Genomic DNA, 13,810 nt, shown 5'->3' with positions numbered 1-13,810 from the left:
TGGGCAAATTCATTCATTGTTTAGACGGGATTCAGGGCCAAGAGTTGCGTGTTGAATTAAGATTTTTCGATAAATAGTTTTCTTGTTTTGCTAAGGGCCGCACCTATTACCTGATGCATATCGTAATATTTATATTCAGCCAGTCGTCCCCCAAAAATGGTGGTCTCTTTCTTTGCCATTTCTTGATATGCTTTGAAAATTTTGGTATTCTTGATGTCGTTAATGGGATAGTACGGTTCTTTATCCGATGAGGCTTCCAAGGGGTATTCTTTTGTGATCACCGTAGCCTTTTGATTGCCAAATTCAAAATGTTTGTGCTCTATGATCCTTGTAAATGGAATTTTTGCTTCGGTATAGTTTACGACTGCATTTCCTTGGTAATTGGATAGATTCAGTACTTGATGTTCAAAATCCAAGCCTCGATACTCGAGTTTGCCATGACAGTAATCAAAATACTCGTCTATTTTCCCTGTAAACACTACCTGCCGGGCCAATTCGGTCAAACATCCTTTTTCCTTAAAGAAGTCCACATTTGTCCTGCACTCTACATTTTTCAATAGACCTTCGGTAAGTTTATTGTACCCTCCAGAGGGTATGCCTTGGTAAGCATCGTTAAAATAGTTGTTGTCAAATGTAAACCTTAAGGGTAATCTTTTAATGATGAAAGCAGGAAGTTCTGTCGCCTTTCGTCCCCATTGTTTTTCAGTATATCCCTTTATCAATTTTGTATAAATATCCTCCCCGACCAATGATAATGCTTGCTCTTCAAGGTTGGAAGGTTTGATTTTCCTGTACTTGCTGGTTTGTTCCTCAAGAACCGTCTTGGCTTCATCAGGTGTTTTTGTTCCCCAAAGTTGGTAAAAAGTGTTCATGTTGAAGGGTAGATTGTATAACTTTCCTTGAAAGTTTGCCAATGGGGAGTTGGTATACCGGTTGAAAGGGACAAAACTGTTCACATAGTCCCAAATAGGCTTGTCGTTGGTGTGAAAAATATGGGCGCCGTATTTATGTACGTTGACTCCTTCGATTTCCTCGCAGTAGGTATTTCCACCAAGGTGGTTTCTTTTATCGATCACCAGACATTTTTTGCCGTGTTTGGTTGCCTCGTGGGCAAAAACTGCGCCGTAGAGTCCTGCACCAACAATTAAATAATCATATTTGTGACTGTTTTTCATCAGGTCGGTGTTTTAATAGCTTTAACAAATGGTTGGCCGCAATTTATGGATTAGCTGCTTAAAAAGAATATTTTTGAAAAAAAACGCGTACCATGCAAAACACTGGCCTGTTCTATATTTCCCGAAACTATAAGTTTTCCAAAAATGCCGCATCCAAGCCCAAAATGGATTGTGAAGGCGTCTTGTCCCAAATGGGGTTCAAAAACTTGGGGCTCAAGCAAAGCAATCATCCAAGTTCGGCCCTTGGGGCCCTTATTAGTTTTTTTGGAATTACCAAAGGATTGATTTTATTGCCCTTTTCATCCATTCTGTGCATGCAGTACCCGCTCAGCAAGTTTTTCAATTACAAGATCGGGATTGCCAAGCTCAAGGGCTGTAAAATCATTTTGATCGTCCATGATGTAAAGACCCTCATGGGTAAGAGCAAGTATGTGAAAAAGGAAATGAAACGCTTCAATAAAGCCGATGTTCTGATATTGCACAATGAGGTCATGATGGAGTGGTTTGTTGAAAATGGCTATAAGGGCAAAATGGTGCCGCTCTACCTGTTTGACTATTTATTGGCCAGGGGGCAGAAGTTACCCCAAATGCCAGGTAGCTTTGGAAGGGATGTAGTTTTTGCAGGTGGATTGGGTATGGAAAAAAGTGCATTTCTTTACAAGGCGGATGAGTTGGAAGGAACAGATTTTATACTGAGGCTTTATGGGAATGGTTATCAAAAGGAAAAAGTAAGAACCAGTTCCATATTGGATTATCAAGGAGTTTTTGCTCCAGATGAGGTATTGAACAAATTAAAAGGAAATTTTGGTTTGGTGTGGAACGGAAATGCTATTAAAGAATGCGATGGAGCCTTTGGTAAATACATCCAATACAACAATCCACATAAAACCTCATTGTATTTGTTGGCGGGATTGCCTGTTATTGTTTGGGATAAGGCAGCGGTGGCGGAGCTAATCGAAGAAGAAAAAATAGGCTTTACTATTTCATCTTTGGATGAATTATCTAAAAAATTGAACAGTATTGACGCGGAGAGCTATTCAAAAATGATTTCCAATGTAAAGACAATAAGGGGAAAAATCACCAACGGCCACTTTTTAACAGTGGCCGTTGGTAATGCTTTGGAACAGTTGAACAAGTAGTTAAACCGCTACATTGTGCTCACGAAGGGCATTGTTCAACGAAGTTTTCTTATCCGTACTTTCCTTTCTTTTACCAATGATCAAGGCACAGGGTACCTGATAGTCACCGGCAGGGAAATTTTTGGTATAGCTGCCGGGAATGACGACCGATCTGGCCGGAACCCTTCCTTTCAATTCGACAGGTTTGTCTCCGGTAACGTCGATTATTTTGGTTGAAGCTGTCAAAACCACATTGGCACCCAAAACGGCCTCTTTTTCAACACGCACCCCTTCCACAACAATACATCTAGATCCGATAAAGGCATTGTCTTCAATAATTACGGGAGCCGCTTGCAAAGGTTCCAATACACCTCCGATACCAACACCGCCACTCAAATGGACGTTTTTACCAATTTGGGCACAACTTCCCACCGTGGCCCAAGTATCCACCATGGACCCTTCGTCCACATAAGCGCCAATGTTTACATAACTGGGCATTAAAATGGTTCCTTTGGAAATATAGGCCCCGTGCCTGGCAACGGCATGTGGAACTACACGGACACCCTTTTCTTTGTATCCTTTTTTTAGTGGAATTTTGTCATGATATTCAAAAATGCCAGCTTCTAAAACTTCCATTTTTTGGATGGGGAAATAAAGCACCACCGCTTTTTTCACCCATTCGTTGATCTGCCAACCATTTTCCGTTGGTTCAGCGCATCGCAACTCACCCGCATCGATCAGGTCTATTACTTCACGTATGGCGACTTGAGTTTTTTCATCTTCCAACAAGGCTCTATTGTCCCACGCTTTTTCAATCAGCGTTCTTAATCCTGTCATTTTTCTTAAAGTTTTGACAAAGATAAGCCCCATGGCAGAATTATGGTTCCCATTTTTAAGCGCATAACATTTTTAAGGTTATTTTTGCCAAAAAAATATTTTGGCTAGAATTTTGGCTTTGGATTTTGGAAAGGTGCGGACGGGAATAGCGGTTACCGATGAACTTCAGCTCATTGCTTCTGGTTTGACCACCGTTGAAACCAAAGGTTTGTTGACGTTTTTGGCGGAGTATACGCAAAAGGAATCGGTAGAACGTTTTGTAGTAGGTTTGCCCAAACAAATGGACAATACCGCATCCGAGTCCGAAGAGCTTATCCAAGGATTTTTAAACAAACTAAAAACCAAGTTTCCATCCATTCCCGTGGAACGCCAAGACGAGCGATTCACCTCCAAAATGGCGGTACAGTCCATGCTGGACAGCGGAATGAAAAAGAAAAAAAGAAGGGACAAGGCCCTAGTCGATGAAATAAGTGCCACGCTCATATTGCAGGCCTACTTAAACAGATTTTGATTTATGATTTTACCCATAGTAGCCTACGGAGACCCCGTGTTGCGAAAAAAGGCAAAGGATATTACATCGGAATATCCAAAACTGGATGAACTGATAACAAACATGTGGGAGACCATGTACAATGCCCATGGCGTTGGTTTGGCCGCCCCGCAGGTGGGACTTCCCATCAGAATGTTCATGGTTGACACCACACCTTTTGCGGATGATGAGGGGTTGACCAAGGAAGAGCAAGAACAGCTGGATGGTTTCAAGAAAGTATTCATCAACGCCAAAATTGAAGAGGAAAGTGGTAAGGAGTGGGACTTTAACGAAGGTTGTTTAAGTATTCCCGATATCCGTGAAGATGTAAAACGCAAGCCCGAGATCACCATAAGTTACTTGGATGAAGACTTTAAACCTCATACCGAAACTTTTGACGGCCTATTGGCCCGGGTGATTCAGCACGAATACGATCATATTGAAGGAATTTTGTTCACAGATAAGCTTTCAACGCTTAGAAAACGTCTTTTAAAAAGTCGATTGGAGAAAATTTCCAAAGGAAAAATAGATGTGGATTACAGAATGAGGTTTCCCAAAATCAAAAAAGGACGTTAAAAAAATCGCTGTTTGCAATAAAAACATATTTTTGCGCCCATAAATTACTATTTGAATGGCATTAGACAAGATTTTATCTATTGGAGGTAAACCGGGACTTTACAAATTATTGACACAAACCCGGGGCGGATTTGTTGGCGAATCCCTTTTGGATGGCAAACGTGTAACCGTTGGTTTAAGAAGCAATGTAAGCGTGTTGTCCGAAATAGCCATTTATACCTTGGAGGAGGAAATTCCTTTGAAAGAGGTCTTTCAAAAAATCAAGGAGAAAGAAGAAGGCAAAAAAACCTCCATTAGTCACAAGGCCGATAAAATAGAATTGGAAGAGTATTTCTTTGAAGTGCTTCCCAATTATGATGAGGATCGAGTGTACGCTAGCGATATCAAAAAAATTGTACAGTGGTACAACATCCTTCTCGACAACAATATCACTGATTTTGTTGAAGACGAAAAGGATGCTGAAGAACCTACTGTTCCTGCCTCAGAAGAGGAAGAATAAACACTATTCCTTTTTCCAATCCACCAATTTTGATGGGTAGTAATTGATTTGCATGGCTTCCAAATAGGGAACTTGTGCGGCAAGGCGCTCTTTGTAATCTTCCCAATTTAAGTGTTCTTTGGGAGACCACCCCAATTCGGCATAACCAATTATTCGTGGGAAGGCCAAATATTCCAATTCGGTACCGTTGCTTATGGTTTCCGACCATAGCGGGGCTTCGATTCCAAGAATGTTCCCTTTACCAAGTCCTTCGGCATAGGTTTCTGGATTCCATTTATAGCCCACATCAACAGGTATATACCCGGCCCATTTTAAGCCATATTCGGAGATGGAGTCGTATTTCATGTCCAAATAAGCCTTTTTTGCAGGGGAAATAATAATTTTAGAACCATTTTCAGCTGCGTTCAAGGCATTTTCAGCATTGTTCCATAATTGAACTACCGAACTAGGGGCAATATCTGCCTGTGCAATTTCGTCCCAACCGATCATTCTTTTGTTGTGCTTTTGTACAATTTTTTCCACTTTTTCCACAAAAAGAATGTAATCATCCTTTTTGGTCACGTGGCTTTCATCACCCCCAATATGAAAGTATGGACCAGGTGACATGGATGCGATTTCGCCGATTACATCATCCAAAAAGCTGTAAACGGTATCTTTTTTGGCATCAAAAGAGCTGTAGCCTACTTTCATGTCGGTTCGTACCCGAGGTGTCTCTGCTCCGGCATAGTGTAAAAAAGGATAGCTCAACGATGCTGCATTGGTATGCCCTGGCATATCTATTTCGGGAACAATCGTAATATGTCTGTCCGCAGCGTATGCCACAAGGTCTTTGTATTGTTCTTGTGTGTAAAAACCACCTTCACCACCGCCCACTTCGCTGGCACCGCCTACCTCGGTCAGTTTGGGCCAAGATTTTATCTCGATGCGCCACCCTTGGTCGTCCGTTAAGTGCAAATGCAGTGTGTTAAATTTGTAGTAAGCCAGGGCATCAATGTATTTTTTGACTTCCTCAACCGTGAAAAAATGTCTGGCAACATCCAGCATGGAGCTACGGTAACCAAATTTTGGGGCATCCATTATCTTGCCCGAAGGAATTACCCACATGGGGCGGTCCGTCAAAGTATCATTACTTTTTTCCGGAATGAGTTGGCGAAGCGTCTGAACACCCCTAAAAGCCCCAGCAGCGGTTTTGGCATTCAAAATAATGGAATCATTTTTGATGTAGAGCTGATAGGCTTCCGGACTTTCCAAATCAACGCTATCCGATTGGTTGATGTAGATCAATCGTTCTAATTTTTCCCCGTTTGATGCATTTACCGCAACATCAAGCCCTGTTTTGGATTTAATGTTATCGGATAAAAACCTGCCCACTTTCTCAAATTCCGGGTCTGTGGTCGAGGTGTAAATCGCAGTTCCCGCATCCAGTCCAAAGGCACTACCTGTTGGAATGGTTTTAATGGGTTTTGGAATCAACGGAGCTTTCGCAAGGTCTGTTTTTGGAAAATTGATTTCCTTTTTTTCGGTTTGGCAAGCTGTCATGCAGATAACTGCAACGAACAGCAAAATTGATCTGTAAATCACGTTTGTTTGGTTTTAGTCTATGTAATTTTTGATAACATCGTACCAGATGTCATATCCTTTATCGTTCATGTGAAGTCCATCTTCAATAAAGATGTCTTGTTTTACTTTTCTTTTATTTAGCATCGGATACCAAACGTCAACAAAATCTATCCCATCGGTTTTTGATGCCAATCGGTCCAATTTTCGGTTTAGACGACGGTACCTACCTCTGTATTTCCATCGAGAGATACTCGGTTTGGCCGATATCAATACAATCTCCATGTTTGGATTTTCCAGTTGTAGCTTGTCAAGGATGCCTTCGGCAGTTTTTACTATTTTTCGAGGTCTCTTCTTGGCAAAAATATCGTTGTCACCTTCATAAATAAATACTTTTACGGGCCTATAGTCCAAAATCAATTCATCAAGATAAAGCCCAAGATCGGAAAATTGGGAACCACCAAAGCCTGTGTTCAGCACTTGATGTTCCGGAAACCTTTTCTGTATATCTGTCCAAAACCGGATACTGGAACTTCCCGTAAAAACAATGGTCGGCTTGGAAGGATCCCAAAGGGAATCATTTTTTTGCTGAATTGACCTAACCTCATTTTTAAAAGGATCATCGTTTTGCCCAATGGCCATTAACGGTACCAAGAGCAATGCAATAAAAAAATGTTTCATTCTACAGGATTTTGCCTAAAAACGACGTTGAAGATAGTAATATTTTTCCGTAACAATGCTTTGTTGAAAAATACACGAATACTTTTCATAAGTAACTTTTGAAGTTGGGTTTTCTAAAGTGGGTACTTCGTATTTTTGGTCAAAATAGAAAGCAATGAACACAAGATCGGAGCAGTTGGCTGCTTTTGACCGTCTGTTGACCATAATGGATGAACTGCGCGAGCAATGCCCGTGGGACAGAAAGCAGACCATGCAGACGCTTCGCCATTTAACCATTGAGGAAACCTACGAATTGGGCGATGCCATTCTCGACAATGATTTGGAAGAGGTGAAGAAAGAACTGGGCGATATTTTATTGCATATCGTTTTTTACGCCAAAATAGGTTCCGAAACACAGGATTTTGATATTGCCGATGTGGCCAACGGCATCTGTGATAAATTGATTAATCGACACCCGCACATTTATGGCGATGTAAAAGTGGAGAATGAGGAGGATGTGAAGCAGAATTGGGAAAATATCAAATTAAAAGAAGGTAAAAAGAGCGTGCTGGAAGGCGTTCCCAATGGTTTGCCCTCCTTGGTGAAGGCCAATAGGATCCAAGACAAGGTAGCCGGTGTGGGATTTGATTGGGAAGAGCCCGAGCAGGTTTTTGAAAAGCTGAAAGAGGAGTTGGGGGAGCTTCAAGAAGAGGTGGCGGCCAACAATGCCGATAAAATGGAGTCCGAATTTGGCGATGTGCTTTTTTCGATGGTGAATTATGCCCGTTTCCTAAAAATCAATCCGGAAAATGCATTGGAGCGGACCAATAAAAAATTCATCAAACGCTTTCAATATTTGGAGGGAAAAGCCAAGGAAGCAGGAAAGTCCATAAAGGACATGACCTTGGCCGAAATGGACGTTTACTGGGAAGAGGCGAAGCAGTTGTGAGATTTATTCATTCCCTAACATTTCAACCGACCAAGATTGTCATCAATCTACCTATATTTGCCATCCTTTTTTAAATATCCGCTGTGTTTCAAAACTACACCAAAGAATTCGCCTATAACCTAAAACTGTCCTATCCCGTTATTTTGGGAATGTTGGGGCACACTTTTGTGGCCTTTGCAGACAACATTATGGTAGGGCAATTGGGAACTGCTGAACTGGCAGCGGTCTCCTTGGGCAATAGTTTTGTGTTCATTGCCATGTCGCTCGGTATTGGTTTTTCCACTGCCATCACTCCTTTGGTGGCCGAAGCGGACGGGGCAAAGGACCAAGCAGCGGGCAAAAGTGCCTTAAAACACGGTTTGGTGCTTTGTACCGCACTGGGTTTATCCCTGTTTGGACTCATCCAAGTTTCCAAACCCTTGATACACCATATGGAACAGCCCCCAGAAGTGGTGGAACTCGCTTTGCCCTATTTGGATTTGGTGGCATTTTCGTTGGTGCCCTTGATCATATTTCAAGCCTTTAAACAATTTTCGGACGGTCTATCGCAGACCAAATACCCTATGTACACCACCATTGTGGCCAATGTGGTAAACATCACCCTGAACTATTTACTCATTTTTGGTGCCTTGGGCTTTCCTAAAATGGGAATTGTCGGGGCAGCGGTAGGTACTTTGGCATCTCGCGTGATTATGGTGGCCTTTATCTGGTATTTGCTAAAACGCAAGGAGAAATTTAAACCCTACGTGACCCATTTCAATTTTAGAAAGATTGAAAAGAAGGTAATGAACAAAATCATCAGTCTTGGTTTTCCATCCGCTTTACAAATGTTTTTTGAAGTGGCCATTTTTACAGCGGCCATTTGGTTGAGCGGTGTGTTGGGAAAGAATGCCCAAGCGGCCAACCAGATTGCCTTGAATTTGAGCAGTATGACCTTTATGGTGGGCATGGGCCTCGGTGTGGCTGCCATAGTACGGGTCGGAAATCAGAAAGGGCTCAGAAATCATAAAGAGTTGAAGCGAATCGCGGAATCCGTGTTTTTCTTGACGCTTTTGGTGGAAATAGCTTTCGCTGTGATTTTCTTATTGGGGAGACATTGGTTGCCGACCATTTATTTGGACGTGGACGACATTGCCAACCAAGCCGATAATTCAGCAGTGATCGTTATTGCGGCAAAACTATTGTTGGTGGCCGCCTTTTTTCAAATCTCTGATGGACTACAGGTGGTGGTTTTGGGGGCATTACGTGGTTTACAGGATGTGAAGATACCTACGCTCATCACTTTTGTAGCCTATTGGTTGATCGGTTTTCCAATCAGTTACTACTTGGGGCTGCACACCAGTTTGCAGAGCACGGGAATTTGGATAGGATTGTTGTCGGGGCTTACGGCATCGGCCGTAATGTTGTATCTTCGATTTAATTCTTTGACCAAGAAATTGATTGAAAACTAAATGATTGGTTCGGCTAAACCGCAAATTTTTATGATTTGAGCTGGAATTGTCACGTCGAGCGCAGTCGAGAAGTTGTCGATAGTCCCTTCGACTGCGTTCAGGGTGACAAGAAAAACAACACATATCATATATTTAAGCAAGTAACAGAAAACAAAACATTCTATTTTTGGAACCCAACTCATAGATATGGAACTACCTAAATTTTTATTGGCCGACAATACGGACCATCCCGATGCCATTTTTATCGTTCATACCGAATACCCACGTTTTATCATCAATCTGGAAAATGATGAAGTGGAATGGATGGAAGAATTCTCCAAAGAGGATGAGGCGGATTTAATGGAAGAGGCCGAAAGCTTGATCGAAGCCGCTACGGCCTTTTACGATAGGGAAGTCTCCAGATACGACGATTGATGATCGAACAGTTACTGCAATACGATAAAGAATTGTTTTTGTTCCTCAACGGATTGGGGACCGAAACTTGGGACGGCTTTTGGATGTTTATGACCACCACCAGAAATTCAGCTCCGCTTTATCTGTTACTACTTTACTTATCCTATCGAACTTTTGGTTGGAAGGGAACCGGGATAATTTTGGTGTCCATCGCTTTGCTGATTACCTGTACCGACCAATTGTCCAATTTCTTTAAATACGGCGTTGGTAGATTGCGACCTTGCCACGAACCCGAAGTAAGTAGCCTGATGCGCTTGGTAAAAAGCTATTGTGGCGGGCAATTCGGGTATTTTTCAGCCCACGCGGCCAACTCCTTTGGCCCAGCTGTTTTCTTTGCCGTTATGTTCAAGAACAAGGTAAAATACATGGCTTGGGTATTGATGCTTTGGGCATGCATTGTAGCCTACAGTCGAATTTACATTGGTGTACACTATCCCTTGGATGTGGTTTCGGGAGCCTTGGTAGGTTCGCTTTTCGGATGGTTGTGGGCCAAGTTGGCTATATTTGCTTTCCAAAAAACAGGGGTATGATATCAACCGCCAGATACTGGTTTTATATTGCGCTGATTGTGATGGTGTACATCATAGGAATGTTCGTCACCCTGCTCGAGAACGATTCGGCCCAATTTGCAGTTATGGCCATGCGAATGGTTCAGGAAAACGATTTTCTAAGCCTGTTCAAGGGTCCCGAAGAGTATCTCGATAAGCCGCATATGCATTATTGGCTGGCCGCCATTTCCTATAAAATATTTGGCATTCACGATTGGGCATATCGCATTCCCGGTATATTGTCCACTTTATTGGGCGCCTACAGTTGCTACGGTCTCGGAAAATTGCTTTACAATAAGGACGTGGGTAGGTTTGCCTCATTGATTTTTATGACGGCCCAAACCATGGTCCTGGCCAATATTGATGTGCGTACCGATGCTGTTTTGACCGGATTCACGATCTTTTCCATTTGGCAATTGGCCAAGTATATTGAGCAAAACACCTTGAAAAGTATCGCTCTGGGTGCTTTTGGGGCGGGAATGGCCTTTTCCACCAAAGGTCAGATTGCTTTGGTAGTGATTGGGATTTCGATACTGTGCCACTTGACCTATACCCGAAAATGGCAGCAATTGCTCAATTGGAAAGTTTTGGTGGCGATTTTGGTGTTTGGTGCCACCATTGCCCCGATGTTGTACGCCTATTACCATCAATTTGATTTGCATCCCGAGAAAGTAATCAGGGGAAAAGACAACCGTAGCGGTATCTTCTTTATTTTTTGGGAACAGAGTTTTGAACGCATGAGTGGTGAAGGGGTTGGGAAGAACAGTAGTGATTTCTTCTTTTTCTTCCACACCTTTTTATGGGTGTTCCTGCCGTGGACGGTTCTCGCATTGATCGGTTATTGGACCAAACTGAAAATCTTTTGGGAAACCAAGTTCGCCTACAGGCCCAACTTGGAGTTTTTGACCGTTGGAGGGATTTCCATTTTGTTCCTGCTCATCAGTTTTGCGCAGTTTAAATTGCCGCACTACATGAACATTTTAATGCCTTTGTATGCGATCCTATCGGCGGCATTCCTGTATATGTTGCATCAAAAGGAAAAATTGAGGATGGCCAAGGTAATTTTGGGCATCCAATACTTCATATTGGGTCTAGTGGCGGTCTTTACCGTTTTGGTGAGTTTTTATGTATTTAAATTCGAGCGTTGGTACAGTTATTTGTTCTTGCTGACGGCCCTTGCATTGGTGACTTGTTTCATTTTGAAAAAAGAAGCGCCGTACACAAAAATTGTAAGTGTCGCCATTTTTAGTTCGGTGTTGTTAAATGGCTTGATGAATGCCCATTTTTACCCAAAACTGCTCGAATACCAGGGGGGGTCCACCATGGCGGAGCAGGTAAAGCAGAACAACATTCCCGTCGATAGCATTTATAAGATTTCGGAAAAATATTCGTGGTCGTTGGATTTTTATAACAGGAAACCCGTACAAATAAGTTCGCTCTCGGAAATAGCGGAGAAAAATGATGTTTGGGTGTATGCCACGGACAAAGAATTGAAGCAATTAGAGAAAAAAGGAATTGTTTGGGACAATCAAATTACGGTGGACCAATTCCGGATTACCCGACTTCAAATCAAATTCTTGAATCCCGATACGCGAGAAGAAAAATTGAACAAAATGCATTTGGTGCATTTGAACTAATCTACTGAATCCAGTCTTGGCTTTTTAAAGTGATAGATTACTCCGAAAAGTGAGGTGAGTGCCGTTATCAAAAAGAAGGTAAAACTGATACCGATGGAAGTGCTGGCATTCAGCCCCAACCACTCTGCACCGTACAAAAAAGTGACTTCTCGACTTCCTATTCCGCCAATGGTCAAAGGTATCACGGAGACAATCGAAGAAACTAAGAACACAAAGAGGTATTCAATAGTGTCCATGCTAACGGACAAGGACTTCAAAATACATAATACGCTGATTAATTGTGCCAGTTGCACCAAGGCCGAAAACCCTAGGGATTTCCAAAATACGGGCAGGGTAGTGATGAAGAATATTTTGTTCACGAACCAGAAAGCGATTACACTTAAGGGAATGGCCGCAGTTACCAACCAATAAAAGCTTTGAAAAAATACATTTTTTGCCAAGAGGGCAAGCACACAAGCATACACAAAAAGCAAAAGCATACCGCTTAAACGGTCCAAGAGTAAGCTGGAGACTACTTTCTTGGTACCTGGTTGATATTCTTTTTGGATGACGTAGCCTTTGTAGGCATCACCGCCAATGCCCCCGGGCAAAAAGAGGTTGTAGAACATTCCCAACAGGTAAAGTTTCAAATTGCTCAACTGGGAAATCTTAGCTCCGATTTGATGGAAATATAAGTTTGTCCTAAAGGCAGCTAAAACTTTGGACAGCACAAAAGACAGCAATGCCAAAAATAAATATAAGGGGTGGCTCTTTTTTAGGGTCTGGAGTACATCCTTCAACTCTATTTTGGTGAAAATAAAGTAGATCAATACTGCGCTAATGATGATTTTTAGGGCAGTGATGCCCTTTTTACGTAGCCTTTCCGTCACCTATGCTGATTTTTTTGATACGATACGGTCTTTTCTGTTGCGATTCGTAGTAGGTACGGATCAAGAGTTCCATCACAATCCCGATGGTAAACAATTGGATGCCACCCACAATGAACATCATCCCGAATATGAGCAATGGTCGGGTGCCGATATCCTGTCCGAAGCCAAGCTTTACGATCAACAAATACACATTGATCAAAACTCCCAAAATAACCAACAATACCCCAAAAATCCCGAAGAGGTGGATGGGACGCTGAAAATATTTTCGGATAAAGAGCAACAGCATCATATCGGCGACCACTTTAAAAACCCGCTCCAGACCGTATTTGGAAACCCCAGCGTGTCTTGCGTGGTGCTTTACGGGAACCTGTTTGATCTGTGCACCTTCCAAATGTGCCAAAAGTGTAATAAAACGGTGCATTTCACCATACAGATTAAGGCTTTTCGCGATGTCCTTGGTGAAAACTTTTAGGGCACAACCGTTGTCTTTAATATCGAGTTTAGTCACCCTGCGCACCAAAAAGTTGGCAATTTTTGATGGTATTTTTTTGACTTGGGAGTCTTTTCTTTTCTGACGGATGCCCGTTACCAAATCATATTCTTCGGTAATGGCATATTCCAACATCTGTGGAATGTCCGAAGGGTCGTTTTGCAGGTCCCCATCCATGGTAATGATGTATTCCCCTTCGGCATAATCAATCCCGGCGGCCAAGGCCAAACTTTGACCATAGTTCTTTTTCAGTTCAATCAGATGGACTCTCTTATCGTCCATTTCCTTGACCTTGGTTCGGGTTTTGTCCGTGGAAAAGTCATCCACATACACAATTTGGTAGTTGTACCCCTCAAGACTTTCGTTGATTTTTTGGGTCAAAAGAACCACATTGTCCTCCTCGTTGTACAAAGGAACCACTATGGATAAAAGGGAATCGGTGACGGTGCTCATTCAGTATAA

Annotated in this window: 15 protein-coding genes; 9 read left to right on the top strand and 6 right to left on the bottom strand. The window is 42.3% G+C overall.

Annotated elements, in window-relative coordinates; genetic code table 11:
- Window positions 1–56: 56 nt before the first annotated feature.
- Window positions 57–1,175 (bottom strand): UDP-galactopyranose mutase, encoded by a 1,119-nt coding sequence (glf, locus tag VM932_RS06145; RefSeq protein WP_326277829.1) that lies wholly within the window; start codon window positions 1,173–1,175, stop codon window positions 57–59.
- Window positions 1,176–1,267: 92 nt separating this feature from the next.
- Here glf and VM932_RS06140 point away from each other — a divergent pair, with 92 nt between their 5' ends.
- Window positions 1,268–2,314, top strand: a complete 1,047-nt coding sequence (locus VM932_RS06140) for a glycosyltransferase (RefSeq protein WP_326277827.1) — start codon at window positions 1,268–1,270, stop codon at window positions 2,312–2,314.
- On the opposite strand, the gene VM932_RS06135 is transcribed toward VM932_RS06140, so the two are convergent.
- Window positions 2,315–3,130, bottom strand: a complete 816-nt coding sequence (locus tag VM932_RS06135; RefSeq protein WP_326277825.1) for a 2,3,4,5-tetrahydropyridine-2,6-dicarboxylate N-succinyltransferase — start codon at window positions 3,128–3,130, stop codon at window positions 2,315–2,317. It lies immediately after the preceding gene.
- Between the two features lie 100 nt (window positions 3,131–3,230).
- On the opposite strand from VM932_RS06135, the gene ruvX reads away from it, so the two are divergent.
- The 3 genes from ruvX to VM932_RS06120 are packed head-to-tail and all read left to right on the top strand — an operon-like array spanning window position 3,231 to window position 4,734.
- The gene (ruvX, locus tag VM932_RS06130; RefSeq protein ID WP_293168311.1) at window positions 3,231–3,641 is read left to right on the top strand and encodes a Holliday junction resolvase RuvX; all 411 of its coding nucleotides are present in this window, start codon (window positions 3,231–3,233) and stop codon (window positions 3,639–3,641) included.
- A 3-nt stretch (window positions 3,642–3,644) separates the two neighbouring features.
- Window positions 3,645–4,235 carry a peptide deformylase gene (def, locus tag VM932_RS06125; RefSeq protein ID WP_293168309.1) on the top strand — a complete coding sequence of 197 codons (591 nt, stop codon included), beginning with the start codon at window positions 3,645–3,647 and terminating at the stop codon, window positions 4,233–4,235.
- 55 nt (window positions 4,236–4,290) lie between these two features.
- Window positions 4,291–4,734: a DUF5606 family protein gene (locus tag VM932_RS06120; RefSeq protein WP_293168307.1), complete on the top strand. Its 444-nt coding sequence runs from the start codon at window positions 4,291–4,293 to the stop codon at window positions 4,732–4,734.
- Between the two features lie 3 nt (window positions 4,735–4,737).
- Here VM932_RS06120 and VM932_RS06115 read toward each other — a convergent pair whose 3' ends face one another.
- Both VM932_RS06115 and VM932_RS06110 read right to left on the bottom strand, forming a co-directional pair.
- Window positions 4,738–6,273, bottom strand: a complete 1,536-nt coding sequence (locus tag VM932_RS06115; RefSeq protein WP_326278128.1) for a family 20 glycosylhydrolase — start codon at window positions 6,271–6,273, stop codon at window positions 4,738–4,740.
- 54 nt (window positions 6,274–6,327) lie between these two features.
- A complete protein-coding gene (locus VM932_RS06110) occupies window positions 6,328–6,972 on the bottom strand; it encodes a GDSL-type esterase/lipase family protein (protein WP_326277822.1) in 645 nt (214 codons plus the stop codon).
- Window positions 6,973–7,126: 154 nt separating this feature from the next.
- Here VM932_RS06110 and mazG point away from each other — a divergent pair, with 154 nt between their 5' ends.
- From mazG to VM932_RS06085, 5 genes are all read left to right on the top strand, one after another.
- Window positions 7,127–7,900, top strand: a complete 774-nt coding sequence (gene mazG, locus VM932_RS06105) for a nucleoside triphosphate pyrophosphohydrolase (protein WP_326277820.1) — start codon at window positions 7,127–7,129, stop codon at window positions 7,898–7,900.
- Window positions 7,901–7,983: 83 nt separating this feature from the next.
- Window positions 7,984–9,351: an MATE family efflux transporter gene (locus tag VM932_RS06100; protein ID WP_326277818.1), complete on the top strand. Its 1,368-nt coding sequence runs from the start codon at window positions 7,984–7,986 to the stop codon at window positions 9,349–9,351.
- A gap of 186 nt (window positions 9,352–9,537) precedes the next feature.
- Complete coding sequence (locus VM932_RS06095; protein WP_293168299.1) at window positions 9,538–9,765, top strand: hypothetical protein; 228 nt, start codon at window positions 9,538–9,540, stop codon at window positions 9,763–9,765.
- Window positions 9,765–10,334 carry a phosphatase PAP2 family protein gene (locus VM932_RS06090; protein WP_326277815.1) on the top strand — a complete coding sequence of 190 codons (570 nt, stop codon included), beginning with the start codon at window positions 9,765–9,767 and terminating at the stop codon, window positions 10,332–10,334. Before VM932_RS06095 ends, VM932_RS06090 begins: the two co-directional genes overlap by 1 nt.
- Complete coding sequence (locus VM932_RS06085) at window positions 10,331–11,989, top strand: ArnT family glycosyltransferase (RefSeq protein WP_326277813.1); 1,659 nt, start codon at window positions 10,331–10,333, stop codon at window positions 11,987–11,989. The genes VM932_RS06090 and VM932_RS06085 overlap by 4 nt, the downstream gene beginning before the upstream one ends.
- On the opposite strand, the gene VM932_RS06080 is transcribed toward VM932_RS06085, so the two are convergent.
- Together VM932_RS06080 and VM932_RS06075 are read right to left on the bottom strand one after the other, a co-directional pair.
- Window positions 11,986–12,858, bottom strand: coding sequence for a lysylphosphatidylglycerol synthase transmembrane domain-containing protein (locus VM932_RS06080; protein ID WP_326277811.1), 873 nt, complete (start codon window positions 12,856–12,858; stop codon window positions 11,986–11,988). The genes VM932_RS06085 and VM932_RS06080 overlap by 4 nt on opposite strands.
- A complete protein-coding gene (locus tag VM932_RS06075) occupies window positions 12,839–13,801 on the bottom strand; it encodes a glycosyltransferase family 2 protein (RefSeq protein WP_326277809.1) in 963 nt (320 codons plus the stop codon). The genes VM932_RS06080 and VM932_RS06075 overlap by 20 nt, the downstream gene beginning before the upstream one ends.
- Window positions 13,802–13,810: the final 9 nt, after the last annotated feature.

The organism is Flagellimonas halotolerans, assembly GCF_035818535.1.
Classification (GTDB): Bacteria; Bacteroidota; Bacteroidia; order Flavobacteriales; family Flavobacteriaceae; genus Flagellimonas; species Flagellimonas halotolerans.
Note: the sequence above shows the minus strand (reverse complement) of the source record. Positions and strands in the feature narration are given on the sequence as shown.

What these genes read in the sequence shown, in the direction of transcription:
- glf (WP_326277829.1), bottom strand. Translation starts at nt 1,175, where the DNA reads ATGAAAAACAGTCACAAATATGATTATTTAATTGTTGGTGCAGGACTC.
- VM932_RS06095 (WP_293168299.1), top strand. Translation starts at nt 9,538, where the DNA reads ATGGAACTACCTAAATTTTTATTGGCCGACAATACGGACCATCCCGAT.
- VM932_RS06135 (WP_326277825.1), bottom strand. Translation starts at nt 3,130, where the DNA reads ATGACAGGATTAAGAACGCTGATTGAAAAAGCGTGGGACAATAGAGCC.
- VM932_RS06115 (WP_326278128.1), bottom strand. Translation starts at nt 6,273, where the DNA reads ATGACAGCTTGCCAAACCGAAAAAAAGGAAATCAATTTTCCAAAAACA.
- VM932_RS06085 (WP_326277813.1), top strand. Translation starts at nt 10,331, where the DNA reads ATGATATCAACCGCCAGATACTGGTTTTATATTGCGCTGATTGTGATG.
- VM932_RS06090 (WP_326277815.1), top strand. Translation starts at nt 9,765, where the DNA reads ATGATCGAACAGTTACTGCAATACGATAAAGAATTGTTTTTGTTCCTC.
- VM932_RS06110 (WP_326277822.1), bottom strand. Translation starts at nt 6,972, where the DNA reads ATGAAACATTTTTTTATTGCATTGCTCTTGGTACCGTTAATGGCCATT.
- VM932_RS06120 (WP_293168307.1), top strand. Translation starts at nt 4,291, where the DNA reads ATGGCATTAGACAAGATTTTATCTATTGGAGGTAAACCGGGACTTTAC.
- def (WP_293168309.1), top strand. Translation starts at nt 3,645, where the DNA reads ATGATTTTACCCATAGTAGCCTACGGAGACCCCGTGTTGCGAAAAAAG.
- VM932_RS06140 (WP_326277827.1), top strand. Translation starts at nt 1,268, where the DNA reads ATGCAAAACACTGGCCTGTTCTATATTTCCCGAAACTATAAGTTTTCC.
- VM932_RS06075 (WP_326277809.1), bottom strand. Translation starts at nt 13,801, where the DNA reads ATGAGCACCGTCACCGATTCCCTTTTATCCATAGTGGTTCCTTTGTAC.
- mazG (WP_326277820.1), top strand. Translation starts at nt 7,127, where the DNA reads ATGAACACAAGATCGGAGCAGTTGGCTGCTTTTGACCGTCTGTTGACC.